The following is a 19393-nucleotide window of genomic DNA, read 5'->3' on the forward strand; positions in this document are numbered from 1 at the left end:
TGGTGCTTCTCGGTGCGTTGGTGGAGCTTTGGACCGCTGAGCACGGGGTTCAGCTCACGGCGCCGACGAGGCGGCGGGCGTCGAGGCGGGCACCGGTGCGGCGGTCGAAGAGGTGGCAGGCGGAGTACCGGACGCCGAGCCGGTCGCCGCCGGGGCGGTGCTCGTCGGCGCGGACCCTCACCTGGACGGTCCGGGTGCCGACCCGGAAGGCGATCAGCCGGTCGGCGCCCAGCAGTTCGTCCCGCATCCGGACGGCCGGCAGGGTCAGCTCGCCCGGGCCCGGCACGAGGTCCTCGGGGCGGACGCCGAGCACGAGTTCCTCGGGCAGCTCGTCCGGCAGGCCCTTGAGCAGGGCGGACGCCTCGATCCGGACCGCGTCGCCCCCCTCGCTCCCACCCTTGCCCTCGCCCTGATCGAGGGCCAGCCAGGCGCCGTCCCGGCGGACGTCGAGCAGGTTCATCGGCGGGGAGCCGATGAAGGAGGCGACCCGCACGGAGGCCGGGCGGGCGTACAGCTCCTCGGGGGCGGCGATCTGGTCGATGCCGCCCTCCCGCATGACGATCACCCGGTCGGCCATCGTCATCGCCTCGACCTGGTCGTGGGTCACGTACAGGACGGTCAGCCCGAGCCGCTGCTGGAGTTCACGCAGCTCGGTGCGCATGTCGGCGCGCAGCCGGGCGTCCAGGTTGGACAGCGGCTCGTCCATCAGGACGAGCTCGGCCCCGCTGACCAGGGCCCGGCCGAGGGCGACCCGCTGGCGCTGGCCGCCGGAGAGCTGGGCCGGGCGGCGGTTGAGCTGCTCCGTCAGCCGCAGCTGGCGGGCCGCCTCCGCCAGTCGGGCGTTCCGCTCGGCCCTGGGGACCCGGCGGGACTTGAGGCCGAACAGGATGTTCTCGGCGACGGAGAGGTGCGGGAAGAGCGCGTAGTTCTGGAAGACCATCGCCAGCCCGCGGTCGGCGGCGGGCACCCGGTTGACGGAGCGTCCGCCGATCCTCAGCTCGCCCTCGTCGGCGCGTTCCAGGCCGGCCACGATCCGCAGGGTGGTGGACTTGCCGCAGCCGCTCGGGCCCAGCAGGGCGGCGAACTCGCCGCTCGGCACGGTGAAGTCGATCCCGGTCAGCGCCTGGTGCCGGACTCCCCTGGCGCCCTGGTAGGTCTTCGAGATCCGCTCCAGTACCACGTCGGGCATTCCCGCCCACCCCTCACGATCCGCAGAGTGCTCTGCGATGTTCCGAGATGTTCTGCCATTCCGAACATCGATCTGCTTTCCTGAACATGGTGGCGCGCCACCCGGTCGTCGCGGCGGCGCGCCGATGACCTGCCGATGAAATCCGGGCGGCCGCTCGGAGCGACCGGACCCGGACCGGTCAACTGGTCCTGGTGTAGTGCTGGAGGTAGAGGAAGATCGACTTCCAGCCCGAACCGACGTGCACGATGTGCAGCTGGCCACCGGAGGGGCCGAGGTCCCAGGCCGCGATGCCCTGCACCTCGTCGCCCGGCTCCGCGTCCTGGTGGAACTCGTAGGAGACCTGACCGGTGTTCGGGTCGATCGAGAAGACGGACTTGCCGCTGTCGTCGACCGAGGCGTAGAGCTTGTTCTGCCAGACGGCCGCGCCCTGGATCCGACTCAGCGGCTGGGACAGCGTGATGGTCCGCTGCACCGGGAGGGTGCTGCCGGCCGGCAGGGTGAGCAGGTCGGCCAGGCTGTAGGCGATCAGGGTGTTGGTGCCGTTGGCGGCGTTCTGCGTCCACGGCGCGGTGTAGACCAGGCCGGCGGCCCCGTCCACGGCCACCCACGGCACCCCGCCGGGCATCTTGTCGAGCGGCAGCTGCACGTAGCGGCCGGTGTAGCCGAGGTCGCTCGCGTTGTAGAGCGCCAGCAGCGGGTGCTGGTAGTTGTTCTTGCCGTCCTCCAGCGGGGCGATCACATAGCCGCCGTAGTACTCCAGGTCGCCGATGTGGTCGCTCTTGAACGGGGAGCTGAGCGACGACGGGATCGGGAACGCCGAGGAGGCGACCTCGCTGTCGTTGGAGATGGTCGCCTTCACCATCCCGCCGGGACCGGCGTAGTAGAAGTACGTGCCGTCGGTCGCCACGCCCTGGCCGCGCTCCAGGGCGTTGAACCCGGTCCACCGGTAGTACTGCGCGGTCCGCGTCCACGTCGCGGCCTGCGCGGGGGTGGCCGCCGCGACGGCCACGGCCGCCACGACGGCGGCGCTGATGCTGATCCTGCCCAACTTCTTCACAGCCGATCACCTCTGCCTGTTCGGGGGGGTGCTGGCGCCCGCTGTCGTTCGACGCCGCGCTCTCGGCGGTATCCGGGGCTGCGAGGTCCAGTTGTTCGGCATTACAGAACCTCGTTCCCTATCGCCAACATGATTACAACAGGGCCGCTCGAACAGGGTCAACGAGCGGGAGGTGAACGTCCGATGTCACCGGACAGGCGGACGACGGGCTCCGCCGGCCGGCGGTGGTCCGTACCGGATACCGCAGGACGGCCGCCGAACCCGCCGAACCGCTGCCCACCGCGGGGCGGTTTCCGTAGACTTCCGACGGGATTCGACCCAAGGGGGCAGCGGCACATGGCGGACGTGTTCATCAGCCATCGGGGCAACGACGACAAGAAGGCCGAGGAGCTCGCCGACGAACTCCGGGCGCGCGGGCACCGGGTGTGGCTCGACCTCTGGGAGATCGGGATCGGCGACTCGATCGTGCAGAAGATCGACGAGGGGCTCGCCGGCTACCGCTTCCTCGTGCTGTGCCTGTCGGATTCGGGCGTGCACGCCCCCTGGATGAGCCGGGAGTGGCTGTCCGCGCTCGCCCGCCAGCTGAACGGTGCCGACGTTAAGCTGCTGCCCGCCCGGCTGACCGGGGGTGAACTCCCCTCGATCCTGGCGGACATCAAGTACGCGGACCTGGTGGCCGACTGGAACGAGGGAGTCGAGGCACTGGATCGCGCACTGCGATGAGCTGCCAGGAGGTCTTCATCGTCGCGGCCCTGGACGAGAGCGAGCACGCCGAACTGGTGGCCGGGAAGCTCCGCGAGGCCGGCTACCCGGTCTCCCACAACGGGACCGTGCCGGTCGGCGACTCCGTCTACGCGGCGGCCGTGCAGGCCCTCGACCGGAACGCCCCCGTCGTCCTGTGCGCGACCCTGAGGGCCGTCGGCAGCGACTGGGCGCACAAGCTGGTCGGCGCGGCCCGGGCAAGGGCCTCGTCGCGGGTGTTCGTGGTCCAGATGGACGCCGAGGCCTACGTCGACCAGCTGGCCATCGGCACGGTGACGGCCCGGTACTGCGACGATCCCGTCAAGGCGATGGCCGATCTGCTCGCGGCGCTGCAACACCACTTCCCCTGCCCGCCGCCCCCGCCACCTGCCCGCCCGGCCGCCCGGGCGGGCGACCGGGGCGCGGCCGGGCAGTTCCTCGACGAACCCAGCCCCACGGCCGAGTTCGACCACGACGTGGTGCGCGCCTTCCGGGCGGACCTGCACGAGGACGTCCTCGCCGACCATCCGGCCACGCTCACCGCCGCGGAGTTCCTGAAGCGCACCGGGGTCTGGACCGGCGAGGTGCTGACCCACACGGGTGTGCTGATGTTCACCCGGTACCCGGCCGCCGGTTCCGTTCGGTCGATGGTGAAGTGCGTCGAGTACTTCGGCACCGACCGCTCCGCCGCCCGGCACCCCGTGACCTTCGAGGGACCGGTGACGGAACTCATCGCCGGGGCACGCGACTTCGTCGCCGGCCGGGTGCACCGCGGCGAACGGCCCAGCGCCGAGAGCGCCCGGTCGGTCCCCGTCTACGAACTGCCGATGATCGCGGTGCGGGAGATCATCGCGAACGCGCTGGTGCACCGCGACTACGCACGCGTCGACGCGTGCGTGCACGTGCGGCTGTTCACCGACCGGCTGGAGGTCAGCAGCCCCGGCACCTGGCCCGGCGGCGTGCTCGCGGACTCGGATCCGCGGGAGCTGACCGCCCTGGAGGGGCAGTCCGTCAAACGGAACTTCCAGCTCGCCCGCCTGCTCACCTGGAACCGGCTGGTGGAGGGCGAGGGCAGCGGGATCCCCACGGCGGTCGCCGACTGTGACGCCGTCGGCGCCGCCCCGCCGCAGGTGGTGGAGGCGGACGGCTTCGTCACGGTGACGCTGCTCCGCCGTGCCCAGCGGAGGGTCTTCCCCCCGGTTCGCGCGGTCCGGCCCTCGTGGCCGCTCCAGGTCGGGCCGGTGCCGCGGCGGGCGGACAGCCTGGTGGAGCGCGATCACGAACTGTCGGTGCTCGGCGCGGCCGACGGCGGGGCCGTGGTGGTCACCGGGATCGGAGGCGTCGGGAAGACCCAACTCGCCGCCCTGCACGCGACGCAGACCCTGTCAGGGGGCCGGATCGACCTGCTCGTCTGGGTGTCCGCCACCAGCCGGGAGTCGGTGCTCACCGGCTACGCCCAGGCCGCCGCGGAGCTGCACCTGGCGACGGCCGACGACGTCCCGACGGCGGCCCGGATCTTCCTCAACCACCTCGCCATCGCGGACTTCCGGTGGCTGGTGGTGCTGGACGACGTTCTCGAACCCTCGGACATCGGCGATCTCCTGCCGCCCCGGCACGCCGCCGGCAAGGTCGTGGTGACCACCCGGCGGAGGGACTCCGCGCTGATCGGCGTGGGACGGACGCTCGACCTGGGGACGTTCTCCCCGGCGGCGTCCGTCGGCTACCTGGGCAGCAAACTCGCCGCCGCCGGCCTGCACGACGAGCCCGGGCCGCTGGCCGAACTGGCCGAGAGCCTCGGCCACCTTCCGCTGGCACTCGCACAGGCCGCGACCTACATGGCCGATGTCCATCTCGACAGCTCGGCCTACCTGCGCCTCCTGACGGATCGGCAGCTGCGTCTCCAGGACGTCCTCCCGGACCCCTCCGGGCTGCCGGACGCCCAGCACACCACGCTGTCGGCGAGCTGGGCGCTGTCCGTGGCACGAGCCGACCGGATGCGACCGCTGGGCCTGGCCCGGCCCGTGCTGGAACTCGCCTCGATGCTCTCCCCCAGCGGTGTCCCGCTCGACGTCTTCCTCAGCGACGCCGCCCTCGACTACCTGAAGGCCCGGACGGTTCTGGACAACACCGCAGCGGGCCATCGCCGCCGCGCACCGCACGAGGCCCGTGCCGCGCTGAGCTGTCTGCACCGTCTCGGGCTGGTCTCCTTCGAACACGACCGTGGACTGGTGCGGGTGCACCGGCTGACCCAGCGGCTGACGCTCGAACACCTTCCGGAGCCCGGACTGGGCGAAGTGGCCCTGGCGGCAGCAGATGCCCTGGCCCAGGCCTGGGCCGCCGACGGGCACGACCCGGCACGAGCCCAGGGTCTGCGGAACTGCGCGCGGGCGCTGCTGGAGCACTCGCCGCAGGTGCTGTGGGCCGGCGGGATGCATCCGGTGATGCTGCGCCTGGCCGAGAGCACCGGTACGACCATGCCGCTGGAGGCCGTCCGGTACCTGAGCCGGCTCGTCGCCGAAGCCACCGAACGGCTGGGCCCGGACCATCCGGACGTCCTGGACACACGCTCGTTCCTGGCCCGGTGGCGGACCGCCGCCGGAGACCTCGTGGGAGCGGCGGCGGAACTGGAGCGGCTGGTGGCGGACACCCGGCGGGTCCTCGGGCCGTACCACTCGGACTCCCTGCGCGCGGCGCACGACCTGGCCTGGTGCCGCGGCCAGTCCGGCCGCCCCGAGGAGGCCGTGGAGGCCCTGACCGCGTTGCTGGCCGAGGCGCAGGAGATCTTCGGCGCCGACCACCCCGAGGCGGTCTCGATCCGCCGCAGCCTGGCCACGTGGCGCGGGGAGTGCGGTGACACCGCCGGCGCCATCGCGGAGCTGCGGGAGCTCCTCGCCTTCGCCGAGCGGCTGTTCGGACCGGATCACCCCGAGACCCTGCTGCTCCGTGGCCGCCTCGCCTGGTCCATCGGCCGGAGCGACGACGCCCCGACGGCCACCCGGCTCTGGCGCGCCCTGGTCGCCGACCAGACCCGGGTCCTGGGCGCGGAGCACCCCGACACCCTCACCTCGGGCGACAACCTGGCCTCCTCGCTCGGCCAGGCCGGTGCCTCCCGGGACGCCGCCGAGTTGCTGGAGCGCGTCAGGGAGGCCCGGCTGCGCGTCCTGGGTGCGGACCACCCCGACACCCTGACCTCCGGCAACAACCTGGCCTCCTGGCTCGGCCGGAGCGGCGATGCCCGGGGAGCGGTGAGGCTGCTGACGCGGATCGCGGTGGACCGGGCGCGGGTCCTCGGGCCGAACCATCCGGAGACCGTCGTCACCCGGGCCAATCTCGCGTACTGGCTGGGCACCGTTCTGGAGTCGAGCACACTGCCGCCCGAGGAGGTCGCCGAACCCGTGAGCCGGCTCGACGCCCGGCTGGCGGCCTGGGTGACGGCCTGCCTGCGCGAACCGGACCGTACCGTCAAACCGTGGCAGGACCTCGTCGACCGGGCGCTCGCCTCCGGTGCGGAGGAGCTGTTCCACGAGCTCGCCCGCACGGGCGGAACGCCGGTGGCGCCGGAGGAAGTGGGAGCGGTCAGCGGCTCCGTGGCCCTCCACATCGCGGGCCACGGCACTGTTGTCACAGGTATCCAGGGCAACGTCCACATCAGCTGACGCCCCGGCGGCGGTGTCACCGGGAAGGGCCGACCGGGCCGGCTCCCGGCGGCCGGGGTCAGAGATCGGGCTCGGTGCGGGACCAGGTGCGGCCGTGGTCGTCGACGTGGAGGCGGCCCTGGCGGTCACCGCTGCTCCAGACCAGGTCGAGGTGGGCCGCCGCCCACCGCCGGAGGGCCGGGGGCGGAGCCTGCCCGAATCGGCTTTCCCGGGCGGGCGGCGATCGCAGTACGCTGGACGACCGGTCTCGGTTCGGACGGGAGGCGACAGTGGCGGCGACGGCTCGGTCCAACCATGAACTACAGACGATGGGCGACCTGTTCGCACCGCCGGGCGAGCCGGGGCCGCCCGAGGTGCGAACGCGGGCGCGGAGGACGGTGGCGGCACGCGCCCGGGACACCGAGGACTGCCGGCTGCTGCTGGACGCCCTGGGGCTGCTCGAACCCGGCGATCCGCCGGGGACGGCCGGGACCGCGGGCCCGTAGACGCGCTCCGACCCGAGGGCCCGCCGATGAACTGACGGAACCATCGAAGCTGGCCGAGGTCACAAGCCCCGCGGGGTGGGAGGTCAGCTCGTCCCAGGGGGCGTACGGGCGCAGCAGGCGGGCGAGCGGGGCGTACGGCGACCCTCCGGACTACGGCCGCCGCACCGCCCTCCATGTCCACGAGCGCGGGTGGAACGTCATCGCCACGATGCGCGCGCCGAGAGCGGCACTGGCGCCCGGGCGCGGTAGCCGCCACGGACCTGGGAGAGCGGCGCGCGGCACCCGAAAGAACGGGATCGCCGTGCGCCCGGCTTCGGGGCCGCCGGCGGTGGGCAGTCTCCCGGGCGGACATTCGGCCGCGAGGAGGAGGACGGGATGAGCCAGGACGAGACCGTGGTGGCAGCGGGGACCACAGGGACGGAACGGACCGGGGACGGCGGCGGCGAGGACGGTCTGCGGCGGTCCGCCGCGTTCCTCGTCGACGAGGCCCTCGGCTTCCTGTTCCCCGCGGCCCTGCGCGCCGCCGCCGATGTCGGGGTGGCCGACCATCTGGCGAACGGCCCCGCCACCCCCGGCGAACTCGCCGCCGCGACCGGCACCGACACCCGCAACCTCTACCGGGTGCTGCGGCTGCTCGCCACCCGGGGGGTGGTGTCCGAGGACGAGCAGGGCCGCTTCACCCTCACCGACGCCGGCCAGGCGCTGCGCGGCGACGTCCCGTACTCGGTGCGGACTGCCGTCCAGATGCTCACCGACCGCACCATGTGGCGCCCCGCCGGGGAGCTGACGCACTGTCTGACCGAGGGCACCACGGCGTTCGAGAACATCTTCGGGATGCCGTTCTTCGACCACTTCGCCAAGGACGAGCGCACCGCCGCCGTCTTCCACGTCGGCATGGCGGCGATGTCCGACCAGGAGAACGCGCCCATCGCGGCCGCCCCCGACTTCCCGCCGAGCGGCACGGTGGTGGACATCGGCGGCGGTCACGGCGGTCTGCTGCTGGAGGTGCTGCGCCGCGGCCCGGGCCTGGAGGGCGTCCTCTACGACCGCTCCCACGTCCTCGCCGGCAACCGGCTGGGCGCGCACCCGGAGATCACGGGCCGCTGGACGGTCCAGGAAGGGGACTTCTTCGCCGCCGTGCCGGCCGGTGACGTCCTGATGCTCAAGCGGATCACGCACGACTGGGACGACGACGCGTGCGTGACCCTGCTCGGCCACTGCGCGCGTGCGCTGCGCCCGGGCGGCCGGGTGCTGGTGCTGGACGCCGTGGTTCCCCCGGGCAACGAGCCCCACCAGTCCAAGGATCTGGACCTGATGATGATGGCCTCGCTGACCGGCCGCGAGCGCAGCGAGGCCGACTTCGCGGAGCTCTTCGCGCGGGCCGGACTGCGACTGTCCCGGGTGATCCCCACGCCGACCGTGCTGTCGGTGGTCGAGGCGGTCGCGGCCTGATGCTTCCCTGACCCCTCGTCGGCGGTCCGGACGCGGTCCGGGCGGCCCGTACGCGCGTGTCACCCCGGCCGCCGGGAGGCGGCCGGGGTGACGGGGCGCCGGCCTTCGGGTGTCCGGGCCTGCGGATGCGCGGGTGGGTCAGTCCTCGGTGGGGCGACGGCGGCGGGAGACCACCACGAGCGCCGCACCGGCGGCGACGGCCGCGACGGCGACGCCGGCCTCCGTGCCGAGGCCCTCGGCACCGGTGGCGGCGAGCTGCCCGGGGCGGGAGGCGACGGCACCGGTGGTGGTGGCGCGGGTGGTGGGTGCGTGGCGCGTGCCGGTGCCGGAGCCGGTGCTGCCGACCGCGGCCTGAACGACCTGGCCGGTCGGGGCGGCCTGGCCGGTCGGGGCGGTGGCGGTGTGCTGCGGTGCCGGGGTGGTGGCCGGCGCCTGCTCGGTGGGCTGAGTGGTGGGCTGGGCGGTGGGCTGGCCGCCGGCCTTCGCGGCGGCCTCGTCCTTGGCGCGGGCCGCCTCCCAGCCGTACTCCAGAAAGCCCAGGACGGCCTGGTCGCTGCCCTCCAGGGCCGCGAGGGCGGCCTGCCGGACCGCGGGGCCGCCGCTCTCGGCGATCTGCGAGACCCTCACCCGGTGGTCGCTCATGCGCACCGCCGACAGCTCGGACTCCAGGAAGCCGCGCAGGCCGGCGGCGTCGCGGTCGAGCGCCTTCTGGGCGGCGCTGCGGGTGTGCGGGCCGGTCTGCGGGTCGGCGACGATCCGCTCGATCTCGGCGTGGTCGTCCTCGGCGCGGGCGGCGAACTGGCCCTCCTTGAGGAACGTGACGAGGTCCGCGTAGCTGCCGTTGAGGGCCTCGCGTGCGGCCTTCTGCACGGCGGGACCACCCTTGGAGAGGATCTGGGTGACCTCGACGCGGTCGTCACCGGCACGCACCTCTGCGAGTTCGACCTCGACGAAGTGCCGCAGCGCGGTGGTCGTTCCGGCGTCGAGGGCCTTCTGGGCGGCCAGCCGCAGGCGTCTGCTGGTCTGCGGATCGGCCAGGAGACGTTCGATCTCGTCGCGGTCGTCCTCGGCCTGGGCCGTGAACCAGCCCTCCTTGAGGAAGGCGACCAGGGCCGAGTGGGTTTGCGCGGTCACCGCGGCCACCGCGGCCCGCTTCACGGCCGGGCCGCCGACGGCGAGGGCCTGGAAGACCTTCACCCGGTCGTCGATGTAGCGGGCGACCTCCAGGCCCTCCGCCAGGTAGCGCCGCAGGGCCTCGGGCGTTCCGACGGCGAGGGCCTTCTGCGCCTCCTCCCGCACGGATATTCCGCTGTCCTTGTCCGCGAGGATCCGCTCGATCTCGGCGCGGTCGAGCTCCTCCTGGGTCACGCCGCCCTCGGGGGCGGTCGTCCCGGGCTCGGAGCCGACCGGCCGGCCGGTCTCGGCGGGCCCGGGCCCGGGGGCGCCGGTGGGCCGGTCGGCCTCGGCGGTGTCGGGCCCGACGACGCCGGCCGGCTGGGGAGCGTCGGCGGCCACGGCCGAGGACGGGAAGAGGACGGCAGGGGCGAGAACCGCGGCCGCGACGACGGCGGTGACCCGAGGAAGCTTCATCCGGCAGAACCTGCTCTGTACGAAGAGTCTGTGAACGCACGAAGCATAGAGGGTCCGGGCCTGTCGTCACATCCCCCTGTTTTCAGGGGAGTCGGGCGTCCACCGCCGGACGGCCGCGGACGGGCAGACTTGGCCCATGAGCCACGATGACGAGGAGCGGCGGCCGGTGCCCGCCGAGCTGCGCGCATACCTGGGGGAGGTCGTCCGCCGGGTGCGGGCGGTGTGCGGGGCCCGGCTGGTGAGCGTGGTGGCGGTCGGGTCGGTGGCACTCGGCGACTACCGGCACGGCCGCAGCGACGTGGACGTGGTGGTGGTCGTCGAACCGGGCCTGCCGAGGGCGGCGCTGCGCCGGCTGGCCGGGGAGCTGGCCCATCCGGGGCTGCCCTGCCCGGCGGCCGGGCTGGAACTGGTCGTCCACGACGCGGAGTTCGCCGGACGGTCGGCGGGCGGACCGAGGTTCCTGCTCAACCTCGACACCGGGCCGCTGCTGGCGGAGCGCGCCGACCTGGACGGCGCCGGGGCGGCGGCGTTCTGGTTCGTCATCGACCGCTCGATCGCGCACCGGGCCGGGATCACCCTGTGGGGCGCGCCGGCGCGCCGCGTGATCGCGGAGCCCGCGCCCGCCGAGCTGTTCGCCGCACTGCGCGCCGCCGTGCGCGAGCACGCCGACGGGCCGGGGCACCGCGCGGAGGACCGGGTCCTCAACGGCTGCCGGGCGGTGGCCTTCTGCCGCTCCGGCAGATGGTCGGCCAAGCGGGCGGCGGCCCGGGAGACCGCCGAGGCCGAACCCCGGTTCCGGGCGCTGCTGGAGGCCGCGGTACGCGGCTACGAACGGCCTCGGGCGGCGGCCGGCGCGGCGCTGCCGGAGGCGGAGGTGCGGGCGTTCCTGGACTGGGCGGGCGAGCGGGTGGCGGAGGCCGGCAGGTGAGACGGCAGCGGCGCCGAAGGCGACGCCGGCTCAGGCGGCGACGGGGCGTGTGGCCGCGAGCAGCTGGTCGAGGGTCACCAGGCGGTAGCCGCGTGCGCGCAGGCCGGTGATGACGGCGGGCAGCGCGGCGACGGTCTGCGAACGGTCCTCACCGCCGTCGTGCATCAGGATCACCGAGCCGGGGCGCACCTGGCTCAGGATCCGATCGGCGATGACCTCGGGGCCGGGCCGTGACCAGTCCTTGGCGTCGACGTCCCAGAGCACCGTGACCAGGCCCAACCCGTCGACCGTGCGGAGGAGTTCGGGGCTTCGTCCGCCGTACGGGGGGCGCAGCCAGCGGACCGGGCGGTCGTCGCCGCAGGCCTCGGCGAGCACCTCACGGGTGTGGCCGAGCTGGCGGGCGAGGCCGATCGGGCCCAGGTCCGGCAGGTAGGCGTGGGACCAGGTGTGATTGCCCAGGGTCTGGCCCGCGTCGGCGATCCGGCGCACCACGGCGGGGTGGGCCAGGGCGTTCAGGCCGATGCAGAAGAAGGCGGCCGGGGCGTCGTGGCGGTGCAGTACGTCCAGCATCCGAGGGGTGAACTCCGGGTGCGGGCCGTCGTCGAAGGTCAGTGCCACCAGCGGTCCGGTGTCCTCCCTTCCGGTCAGCAGCCGTCCCCGGGAGGAGAGTTCGCTCTCCACCGGCGCGCCGGCCCGATCCGCGGCCGCGATCTCCTCCTCGCGCCCGCTCATCGTCCAGGCCCCGGCGGGCAGTACCGCCAGGTCCTCGGCGCGGGAGCGGCCGAGCGCGGCGAGCGCCTCCGCCGTCGCGCCGCCGTCCGCGAGGAGCGGCGGATCGGCGCGCAGCACGCGCACCCCGGCGGCCGTGAGGGAGGCGTCCATGATGCCGTTGGCGCTGTCGACGACCACGGTGAGGCCGTCCGGGGTTCGGGCCGCCAGTTCGATCAGCCGGGCCACCGGCCGTTCCACCCCGCAGTGTTCGAACACCTCGACCGCCCCCGACACGGCGATCCGGTAGCCCTCACGCGTCACACCCACACCCGCGAACTGCACCGTGCTGCCCTCCCTGGGAACGATCGAGGCCGACGGGACGGCTCCGGGCACCACGCGGGGTCCCGCCCCCCCACAGGCGTCCCCGACGGCAGGCAGCCCAGATCATACGGACGCCGGCTCTCCAGGACGATAGGGCGGAACGGAATGAATCCGATGACACCCGCGCGGGATTGACGCCATGACAGGACGTGACAGGACACGACAGGGAGCGGCCAGGCCGGAGCGGGCTGCGCTGCCTAAAGTGGGCGCCATGACCGATCCCCGGCCGACCTCGCCCTTCCACGCCACCAACGCCGATCCCGCGGTCACCGGCCGGTTGGTCGCCGCGCTGGACGCGCAGGCCGCCAACGCCGGCGTGCGGCGGCTGCGCGCGTGGGCGCACGAACGGCTGGCGGCGGCCCCCGGCGAGCGGGTGCTGGACATCGGGTCCGGCACCGGTTCGGAGACGCGCGTGCTCGCCGCGGCGGTCGGGCCGGGCGGCAGCGCGATCGGGCTGGAGCCCAACCCCGGGCTGCGTGCCCTCGCCGAGCGGCGCGCCGCCGAGGCCGGGAGTGCGGCCCGCTTCCTGGACGGCGACGCGCTCGCGCTGCCGCTGCCGGACGCGGACCTGGACGCGGTGCGGTGCGAACGGGTCCTGCAGCATCTGACGGATCCCGCGCGGGCCGTCGCGGAGATCGCCCGGGTGCTGCGGCCGGGTGGCCGGGTCACCCTGCTGGACACCGACTGGGCCACCTTCATCCTGCACCCCGCCTCCCCCGGCGTCCGGTCCGCGCTGGCCACGGTCGCCCGGGACGCCGCCGCCACCCCCGACGCCGGGCGCCGGCTCGCCGGCTGGCTGGCGGAGGCCGGGCTGACCGTCGACGCGATCGGCTCCGACGTCCTGCTGCACGACCCCCGGTCCGTCACCTGGCCCCTGGTGCGGGGGCTCGGCGCGGCAGCCCTCGGGCGGGGCCTGATGGACGAGGAGCAGCGCGACCGGCTCTACGAGGACCTGACGGCCGCCGCCGAGCAGGGTGCCTTCCACCTGTCGGTGACGATGTTCGCCGTCGCCGCCCACCGGCCGCGCTGACGGCACCGCACCACCGCTCCCCCGGGGTGGACTTCGGGGCACCGTCCGGTCGGGCCCGGGGCAACGGGAGCGTCCGGGCTACTCCTCGGGCCCGGATCCGGCGGCCGGGCGCCGGGAGGGGAGCCGGCGGGTGAACAGGACGGCGGCGGCCGTGATGCCCGTGCACGCGAGGACCGCGGCCTTGAGTCCGTTGATCTGCGCGTCCTGGTAGCTCTCCACCACGGCCGCGGCCTCCTCCGGCGGTATCCCGGGCTGCGCCGCCAGCGCCGCCGCCACCTGGTCGGCGGGCACGAACGACAGCCCCGCCTCCACGCGGACCCCGGCCTGCTCGGCGACGGCGGCGGAGACCCGGGGGTCGCTCTCGATCTGGCTGGTGACGGACGTCGCCAGGGCGCCGATCAGGATCGCGCCGATCAGCGCCGTCCCGAGCGAGGAGCCGAGGTTCTGGGCCGTGTACTGCAGCCCGCCCGCCTCGCTGCGCTCCTCCTGCCGCACGCTGGACTGCACCGTGTTGCCCAGCTGGGAGGCGAGCATCCCCATGCCGATGCCGAGCAGCGCCATCGCCCCGGCGAACGAGCCGCCGCGAAGCTCCGGCCCGATGACGGTGATCAGCCACAGGGTGGCGGCGACCAGGACCAGCAGCCCGGCCCGGACGATGGTGCGGGTCGAGGCGAACCGCAGCATCAGGGAGCCGGACATCGAGGCCGCGAGCATGGTGACGGACACCGGCAGCAGCCGCAGGCCGGTCTGGAAGGCGTCCAGGCCCTGGACGACCTGGAGGTAGAGCGGGATGACGAAGAACAGGCCCAGCAGGACGGTGTTCTGGTTGAACAGGGTCGCCAGGCCCGAGCGCAGCGTCCGGTTGTCGAACAGCGCGAGCGAGACCAGCGGGTCGAGGCCCTTGGCCTCCCGGCGGCGTTCGTGCAGGGCGAACGCGTAGATCAGCGCGGCCCCGAGCGCCACCGCGAACAGCGTCGGGGCGAAGCCGAGGACGGTGAACGGCGGGTTGCGGGGCTGGACCCAGCCCCAGGTGCCGCTCTGCAGCACCGCGAGCACCATCACGGCGAGTCCGGCGGCGGACAGCACCACGCCCGCCACGTCCAGCCGGGGGCGCCGCTCCGGTGGCGGCTGCGGCGGCACCCAGTGCATCAGGAACAGGATCACGACGACCAGGACCACCTCCCCGGCGAACACCAGCCGCCAGGTCAGATAGGTGGTGACCCAGCCGCCGAGCAGCGGCCCCACCGCGATGCCGGCGCCCGCGAGTCCGCCGACGACGCCATAGGCCACGGCACGGTCGCGGCCCTGGTAGGTGCCGGCCACCAGCGCCGCCAGCGCGGGCAGGACCAGGGCGGCGCCCAGGCCCTCGATGACCGACCACCCCAGCGCGAGCACACCCACGGTCGGGGCCACCGCGGTCAGCCCCGATCCGACCGCGTACACGGCGAGCCCGACCACGAAGACCCGGCGCCGACCGTACATGTCGCCCAGCCTGCCGCCGGTCAGCATGAAGGAGGCCATGACCAGGGTGTAGAGGGTGATGACGGCCTGGATCGCGGTCACCTCGGTGTCGAAGTCCTCGACCAGCTGGCTGATCGACACGTTCATCACCGACGCGTCGAGCACCATGAGGAACTGGGCCGTCCCGAGCACGACCAGGGTCTTCCAGCGGTTCATCACGTCACCACCACGTCACCCGCCTTGCCGCCGCGCGCCCAGCACGCGGTCAGCTGCCGAGGATCCGGGCCTTCTGGGCGGCGAACTCCTCCTCGGTGAGGACGCCCTGGTCCTTGAGCGTCGCCAGGTCCTTGAGCTGGTCCAGCTTGTCCTCCATGGTCGGCGCGGCGGGCGGTGCGGCGGCCGGCGGGGGCGGGGGCGCGGCGGGCTCGGCGTAGTAGCCGGCCTGCGGGGCGTCCTGCTGCGCCCAGCGGCCGGCCTGGCGGCGGGAGACCCGGTTGGAGACGGCGGTGGCCGTTCCGGCGACCACCGCGGTACGGGCGACTCCGCGGAGCAGTCCGGGCATGGCTTCCTCCTGGGGTGCGAGGGGTGAGGGGGGTGAGGGGGGTGCGGGAGGAGAGCGGGCTCAGCTCGCGGCGTCGAGCCGGTCGAGCGAGTCCAGCACCGTCAGCAGGTCCTGGACCGGGACCCGCCCGCCGGCGACGAGGCGCGCGTCCTCCCGGCGCAGCGCGGCCACCAGCGGCGCCGCCCAGCGGTTCTCGTAGAGAAGGACGGCGGCGGAGTCGCCGGGATCCAGCAGTGCGCCGGCCTCGGCGACGTCGGACTCGCCGAGCACGCCCGAGGAGGCGCCCTCGAAGACGGTCAGGTCGAGACGGCCGTCGCCGGTCACATCGGCCAGCTCGGCGCCGACCACGGTGCCGTCGGTGTCCTTGCGGACGAAGGTCAGGTCGAGGATGCGGATGATGCCGCGGTCGACCAGGTCCACGAGCAGGGGCAGTCCCTCGCCGGTGAAGTGGCTTCCGGGGAACGCGATGACCAGGTAGTCGATGGGGCCCAGGTCGTCGAGTTCGCCGCGGGTGTCGGGTTCGCTGCTCACGTCGGCTCCTGTCGGAGGAGGGCCGGCCGACGGCGTCGGCCGGGAGCCGGCCCCGGACGCTGCGGTGGAGCCGACCCTCGGCGAAGCTAACCCGCCGGGCCCGCTCTCCGGCTCACCTGTTCGGGGTGACCCGAGCCGTGACCCGGGCGCTCCCTCCGCCGGGGGGGGAGCGCCTCACCCCGGTGGGGTAACCCTGCTCGCCGTCCGCCCGGCCGGGCCCTTGGCTGGTGTACACGGCGACCCGTCCGCTCGGTGCCGCCGTTCCGCCCCCGGACCGCCCAGAACGAGGAGCCGCCCGCATGCCACCGGCCGAGTCCAGCACACCGCAGCCCGACCGCCCGGAGCCCGTCCGCCCGGACGCCGGCGAGCTGGAGGCGCTCCACCACCGGGTCGCCCAGCTGGAGGCCGAGGCCCGGCGCGGGCCGCAGCACCACCGGCTGCGCACCACCGGCGCGACCGTCCTGGTGATCGTGGCCTCGGTGCTGTCGCTGCTCGCGGTGATCGCGGTCTGGACCCACGACGAGATCACCGACACCGACCGGTTCGTCGCCACCATGGCGCCGCTGGCCCACAACCCCGACGTGCAGAACGCCCTCGCCAACCGGATCACCGATGCCGCGACGGAGCAGATCGACGTCAAGGCCGTGGTCAACGACCTCTCCCAGGCCGCCGCCGAGCAGGGCGTGCCGCCCCGGCTCGCCCAGCTGCTGGGCGGGCTGACCGGTCCCCTGGAGGGGGCGCTGACCAACCTCGTGCACGGCGCCGCCACCCGGGTGGTCACCAGCGACGCCTTCGCCACCGTGTGGGAGGACGCCGTACGGGCCGCGCACAGCACCATGGTCAAGGCCCTGACCGGCCAGGGCGGCGGCGCGGTGGAATTGAAGAACGACGAGGTCGTGATCGACATCGGGCCGATGGTGGAACGCGTCAAGACCGAGCTGGTCAACGCCGGTTTCGCGCCCGCCGCCAAGATCCCGGAGGTGCACACCTCGTTCGTGGTGTTCTCCTCGCCCGACCTCGCCAAGATCAAGGGCTGGTTCCGGCTCCTGCAGATCCTCGGCTGGTGGCTGCCGGTCATCACGGTCCTGATCGCCGCGGCCGGCGTGCTGACCGCCTTCAACCGCCGCCGCGCGCTGGTCGGCGCCGCCCTCGGCATCGGGGCGGCCATGCTGCTGCTCGGCATCGCGCTGGCGGTCTTCCGCTCCTACTTCCTGGACCACCTGCCCGCGGACGCCTCGCAGGCCGCCGCCGGCGCCGTCTACGACGCCCTGGTGCACTACCTGCGCGTCGGCGTGCGGATGGTCGGCTTCGTCGCCGTGGTCGTCGCGCTCGGGGCGTTCTTCATCGGTCCCTCGCGCGTCGCCGTGACCGTCCGCACGGTGACCGGGCACGGGGTCGCGGCGCTGCGGTCCTCCGCCGACGCGGCGGGGTTCCGGGCCGGGCCGGTGGAGCGCTTCGTCCGCCGCTGGAAGCGCTGGCTGGGCGTGCTGATCCTGGTCGTCGCCGCCGTGGTCTTCGTCCTGTGGGACCACCCGACCGGGATGGTGGTGTTCTGGTTCGCGGTGGTCGTGCTGGCCGCCTTCGCCCTGCGCGAGTTCCTCGCGCCCGCCCACCCGGTCACCCCCGCGCCCGCGTCCCCCGAGCCGGCCGGCGCGGGGGACGGGGAGCGGTGACGGTCTGCCGCGTCACTCCAGGACGAGCGCCTTGGCGCGCTGGTACTCCTCCTCCGTGATGGAGCCGTCGCGCTTGAGTTCCGCGAGCCGGGCCAGTTCCTCGGCGGCACTGGCCGGCTTCGCCTCCGCCCCGGCCGCGTCGCGCACATAGGTGCGGAACTCCGCCTCGGCCTCCTTCGCGCGCGCCATCTCGCGCATTCCCATGCCCTTCCCGCGGGCGATCAGATAGATGAACACGCCCAGGAACGGCAGGATGATCAGCAGCACGCACCAGCCCGCCTTGCCCCAGCCGTTCACGGAGTCGTCCCGGAACAGGTCGCCGAAGACCCGGAACAGGAGCATGAACCAGAGGATCCAGAGGAAGATCCACATGGTCGTGAGGAAGATGTTCAAGAGCGGATAGCTGTCCATCGCCGCCTCCGGAGGAGAAACCGAACCCCCTCGCGCCCACGGTCGCCCACCCCGCCCGCCCGCGCACCACCCCTTCCGGGTGAGCCGGGAGTCAGTCGGCCGGGGTGCGGAGGGCGCGGGCGAGGGCGGCGACGGTCCGGCGGACGTCGGCCTCGGTGGTGCGCCAGTTGCCGAAGGCGGCGCGCAGGGCGGGGACGCCGGCGTAGCGGGTGGGGGTCAGGAACGCCTCGTCGGCCAGGGCGGCGGCCAGGGCGGCGAGGCGTTCGGCGTCGGGGTCCTCGGCCAGGGTGAAACAGCCGACGTTCAGCCGGACCGGGGCCAGCAGCCGCAGGCCCGGTGTGGCCGCGACCGCCTCCGGGCGCCGGTCACACAGCGCTCGACGATCTCCCGGTGGCCGTCCCGGCCGTAGGCGCGCAGGGTGAACCAGGCGGCGAGGGCGCGCAGCCGGTGGGAGTTCTCGGGGGTGAGATGACCAGGTCGGGGTGCTCGCCGAGCGGGCCGAGGTAGGCGGCCGCGGCCTGCCGGGTCTCCTCCAGCAGTGCGGGCAACCGCTCCAGGTCGGCGGCGAGTTCGGGGTGCATGGCGCGGTCTCCGGGTCAGTGGGAGGTGTCCTCATGGCGCTCACCCGCGGGACCTTGGCAGGCCCGGGCACCCGGGCCTGCCTGGTATCCGGCCCTGTCGGTGCGTCAGGGTGGGTCTTGCGTGAAACGATTACCCCGAAACGGGTCGATACGATGATCACATGAGCGAACAGCACCAGGTGTCCTCCCACCCCCCGGCCGAGACCGCCGGGCCGGACGATCAGGACACGCCCAGGGAGAAGTGCGGTTGCCTCGCGCGCGGGGCGACGGGGCGGGTGGGGGCGACGCGGTTCCACGCCGAGCACCAGGACACCGCGGCGCCCGGGTGGCTGCGTCTGCTCGAACTCGTCGAGGAGGCGGCGGCCGACGGGCGGGAGGTGTTCAGCCCGTTGGAGGAGCTGACCGCGCGGCAGCGGCGGCAGGTGGTCACACTGCCGCCGACCGTCGGCAGGCTCACCGCGGTGAAGCACCTCAAGCTGTACGGCAGCAACCTGGTGCGGCTGCCGCCGGAGATCGGCGCGATGACGAGCCTGGAGGAGTTCACCCCGTACACCTCCCACCGGCTGCACTGGTTCCCGTACGAGCTCACCCGCTGCACCGCCCTGCGGCGCAGCACGGTGAGCACCCGCGCGCTGTACGGGAACGAGAAGTACCGGCCGCCGTTCCCCGCGCTGACGGCCGGCGGAGCGGGCCTCGGGCTCGACGGCCTCGACCCCGGGGTGCGGGGCACCACGGCGGTCCGCGGGTGCAGCGTGTGCGGCCGGAGCGTCGACGGGGCCGGACTGCGGCAGGTGTGGATCTCGCTGCGGGTGGCGACCGATGTGCTTCCGCTCCTGGTCAACGCCTGCTCGGCGACGTGCGTGGACGCGCTGCCCGCCCCGGCCGAGGGCTACGTGCCCGTCCCGCACACCGGCGGGCCCGGGCTCGTGCAGCCGCAATCCGACTGGGACTGAC

Annotated in this window: 16 protein-coding genes and 1 pseudogene; 8 read left to right on the forward strand and 9 right to left on the reverse strand. The window is 74.0% G+C overall.

The window, feature by feature from the left end; genetic code table 11:
* Positions 1–49: 49 nt before the first annotated feature.
* Positions 50–1189: an ABC transporter ATP-binding protein gene (locus ACFU9E_RS17765; RefSeq protein ID WP_380682621.1), complete on the reverse strand. Its 1140-nt coding sequence runs from the start codon at positions 1187–1189 to the stop codon at positions 50–52.
* Positions 1190–1367: 178 nt separating this feature from the next.
* Complete coding sequence (locus ACFU9E_RS17770; RefSeq protein ID WP_380682622.1) at positions 1368–2246, reverse strand: hypothetical protein; 879 nt, start codon at positions 2244–2246, stop codon at positions 1368–1370.
* Between the two features lie 336 nt (positions 2247–2582).
* Here ACFU9E_RS17770 and ACFU9E_RS17775 point away from each other — a divergent pair, with 336 nt between their 5' ends.
* The 4 genes from ACFU9E_RS17775 to ACFU9E_RS17790 all read left to right on the forward strand — a co-directional run bounded on the left by ACFU9E_RS17775 (position 2583) and on the right by ACFU9E_RS17790 (position 8580).
* The gene (locus ACFU9E_RS17775; RefSeq protein WP_380682623.1) at positions 2583–2969 is read left to right on the forward strand and encodes a toll/interleukin-1 receptor domain-containing protein; all 387 of its coding nucleotides are present in this window, start codon (positions 2583–2585) and stop codon (positions 2967–2969) included.
* Entirely contained in the window at positions 2966–6643 is a 3678-nt protein-coding gene (locus ACFU9E_RS17780; RefSeq protein ID WP_380682624.1) for a tetratricopeptide repeat protein, read from the forward strand. Before ACFU9E_RS17775 ends, ACFU9E_RS17780 begins: the two co-directional genes overlap by 4 nt.
* 308 nt (positions 6644–6951) lie before the next feature.
* Entirely contained in the window at positions 6952–7128 is a 177-nt protein-coding gene (locus tag ACFU9E_RS17785; RefSeq protein WP_380682625.1) for a hypothetical protein, read from the forward strand.
* Between the two features lie 375 nt (positions 7129–7503).
* Entirely contained in the window at positions 7504–8580 is a 1077-nt protein-coding gene (locus tag ACFU9E_RS17790) for a methyltransferase (RefSeq protein WP_380682626.1), read from the forward strand.
* Between the two features lie 138 nt (positions 8581–8718).
* Here ACFU9E_RS17790 and ACFU9E_RS17795 read toward each other — a convergent pair whose 3' ends face one another.
* Positions 8719–10170, reverse strand: coding sequence for an ALF repeat-containing protein (locus ACFU9E_RS17795; RefSeq protein WP_380679883.1), 1452 nt, complete (start codon positions 10168–10170; stop codon positions 8719–8721).
* Between the two features lie 136 nt (positions 10171–10306).
* Here ACFU9E_RS17795 and ACFU9E_RS17800 point away from each other — a divergent pair, with 136 nt between their 5' ends.
* On the forward strand, positions 10307–11098 hold the full coding sequence (locus tag ACFU9E_RS17800; RefSeq protein WP_380679886.1) for an aminoglycoside adenylyltransferase domain-containing protein: 792 nt from the start codon (positions 10307–10309) through the stop codon (positions 11096–11098).
* A 30-nt stretch (positions 11099–11128) separates the two neighbouring features.
* Here ACFU9E_RS17800 and ACFU9E_RS17805 read toward each other — a convergent pair whose 3' ends face one another.
* Entirely contained in the window at positions 11129–12151 is a 1023-nt protein-coding gene (locus ACFU9E_RS17805; RefSeq protein WP_380679889.1) for a polysaccharide deacetylase family protein, read from the reverse strand.
* 250 nt (positions 12152–12401) lie between these two features.
* On the opposite strand from ACFU9E_RS17805, the gene ACFU9E_RS17810 reads away from it, so the two are divergent.
* Positions 12402–13220: a methyltransferase domain-containing protein gene (locus tag ACFU9E_RS17810; RefSeq protein WP_380679892.1), complete on the forward strand. Its 819-nt coding sequence runs from the start codon at positions 12402–12404 to the stop codon at positions 13218–13220.
* Between the two features lie 78 nt (positions 13221–13298).
* Here ACFU9E_RS17810 and ACFU9E_RS17815 read toward each other — a convergent pair whose 3' ends face one another.
* Genes ACFU9E_RS17815 through ACFU9E_RS17825 form a run of 3 tightly spaced genes read right to left on the reverse strand, consistent with a single transcriptional unit; the run spans position 13299 to position 15774 of the window.
* On the reverse strand, positions 13299–14897 hold the full coding sequence (locus ACFU9E_RS17815) for an MFS transporter (RefSeq protein ID WP_380679895.1): 1599 nt from the start codon (positions 14895–14897) through the stop codon (positions 13299–13301).
* Between the two features lie 49 nt (positions 14898–14946).
* On the reverse strand, positions 14947–15243 hold the full coding sequence (locus tag ACFU9E_RS17820; RefSeq protein WP_380679898.1) for an SHOCT domain-containing protein: 297 nt from the start codon (positions 15241–15243) through the stop codon (positions 14947–14949).
* 60 nt (positions 15244–15303) lie between these two features.
* Complete coding sequence (locus ACFU9E_RS17825) at positions 15304–15774, reverse strand: DUF6325 family protein (RefSeq protein ID WP_380679901.1); 471 nt, start codon at positions 15772–15774, stop codon at positions 15304–15306.
* A gap of 299 nt (positions 15775–16073) precedes the next feature.
* On the opposite strand from ACFU9E_RS17825, the gene ACFU9E_RS17830 reads away from it, so the two are divergent.
* Complete coding sequence (locus tag ACFU9E_RS17830; protein WP_380679904.1) at positions 16074–17447, forward strand: hypothetical protein; 1374 nt, start codon at positions 16074–16076, stop codon at positions 17445–17447.
* Between the two features lie 12 nt (positions 17448–17459).
* Here the strand turns inward: ACFU9E_RS17830 and ACFU9E_RS17835 are convergent, their stop codons facing one another.
* Complete coding sequence (locus ACFU9E_RS17835; RefSeq protein ID WP_380679907.1) at positions 17460–17858, reverse strand: PLDc N-terminal domain-containing protein; 399 nt, start codon at positions 17856–17858, stop codon at positions 17460–17462.
* 91 nt (positions 17859–17949) lie between these two features.
* Positions 17950–18373: pseudogene (locus ACFU9E_RS17840) on the reverse strand (aspartate aminotransferase family protein); the annotation flags it as partial.
* 227 nt (positions 18374–18600) lie between these two features.
* Between ACFU9E_RS17840 and ACFU9E_RS17845 the strand changes: the two are divergent.
* Positions 18601–19392 (forward strand): leucine-rich repeat domain-containing protein, encoded by a 792-nt coding sequence (locus tag ACFU9E_RS17845; protein WP_380679910.1) that lies wholly within the window; start codon positions 18601–18603, stop codon positions 19390–19392.
* Position 19393 lies beyond the last annotated feature (1 nt).

The organism is Kitasatospora sp. NPDC057595 (assembly GCF_042800875.1).
In the GTDB taxonomy this organism is placed as follows: Bacteria; Actinomycetota; Actinomycetes; order Streptomycetales; family Streptomycetaceae; genus Kitasatospora.

Bases quoted from the DNA above. Each gene is read 5' to 3' on its own strand.
- ACFU9E_RS17845 (WP_380679910.1), top strand. From the start codon at position 18,601: ATGAGCGAACAGCACCAGGTGTCCTCCCACCCCCCGGCCGAGACCGCC.
- ACFU9E_RS17785 (WP_380682625.1), top strand. From the start codon at position 6,952: ATGGGCGACCTGTTCGCACCGCCGGGCGAGCCGGGGCCGCCCGAGGTG.
- ACFU9E_RS17820 (WP_380679898.1), bottom strand. From the start codon at position 15,243: ATGCCCGGACTGCTCCGCGGAGTCGCCCGTACCGCGGTGGTCGCCGGA.
- ACFU9E_RS17810 (WP_380679892.1), top strand. From the start codon at position 12,402: ATGACCGATCCCCGGCCGACCTCGCCCTTCCACGCCACCAACGCCGAT.
- ACFU9E_RS17835 (WP_380679907.1), bottom strand. From the start codon at position 17,858: ATGGACAGCTATCCGCTCTTGAACATCTTCCTCACGACCATGTGGATC.
- ACFU9E_RS17780 (WP_380682624.1), top strand. From the start codon at position 2,966: ATGAGCTGCCAGGAGGTCTTCATCGTCGCGGCCCTGGACGAGAGCGAG.
- ACFU9E_RS17775 (WP_380682623.1), top strand. From the start codon at position 2,583: ATGGCGGACGTGTTCATCAGCCATCGGGGCAACGACGACAAGAAGGCC.
- ACFU9E_RS17795 (WP_380679883.1), bottom strand. From the start codon at position 10,170: ATGAAGCTTCCTCGGGTCACCGCCGTCGTCGCGGCCGCGGTTCTCGCC.
- ACFU9E_RS17800 (WP_380679886.1), top strand. From the start codon at position 10,307: ATGAGCCACGATGACGAGGAGCGGCGGCCGGTGCCCGCCGAGCTGCGC.
- ACFU9E_RS17765 (WP_380682621.1), bottom strand. From the start codon at position 1,189: ATGCCCGACGTGGTACTGGAGCGGATCTCGAAGACCTACCAGGGCGCC.
- ACFU9E_RS17815 (WP_380679895.1), bottom strand. From the start codon at position 14,897: ATGAACCGCTGGAAGACCCTGGTCGTGCTCGGGACGGCCCAGTTCCTC.
- ACFU9E_RS17830 (WP_380679904.1), top strand. From the start codon at position 16,074: ATGCCACCGGCCGAGTCCAGCACACCGCAGCCCGACCGCCCGGAGCCC.
- ACFU9E_RS17790 (WP_380682626.1), top strand. From the start codon at position 7,504: ATGAGCCAGGACGAGACCGTGGTGGCAGCGGGGACCACAGGGACGGAA.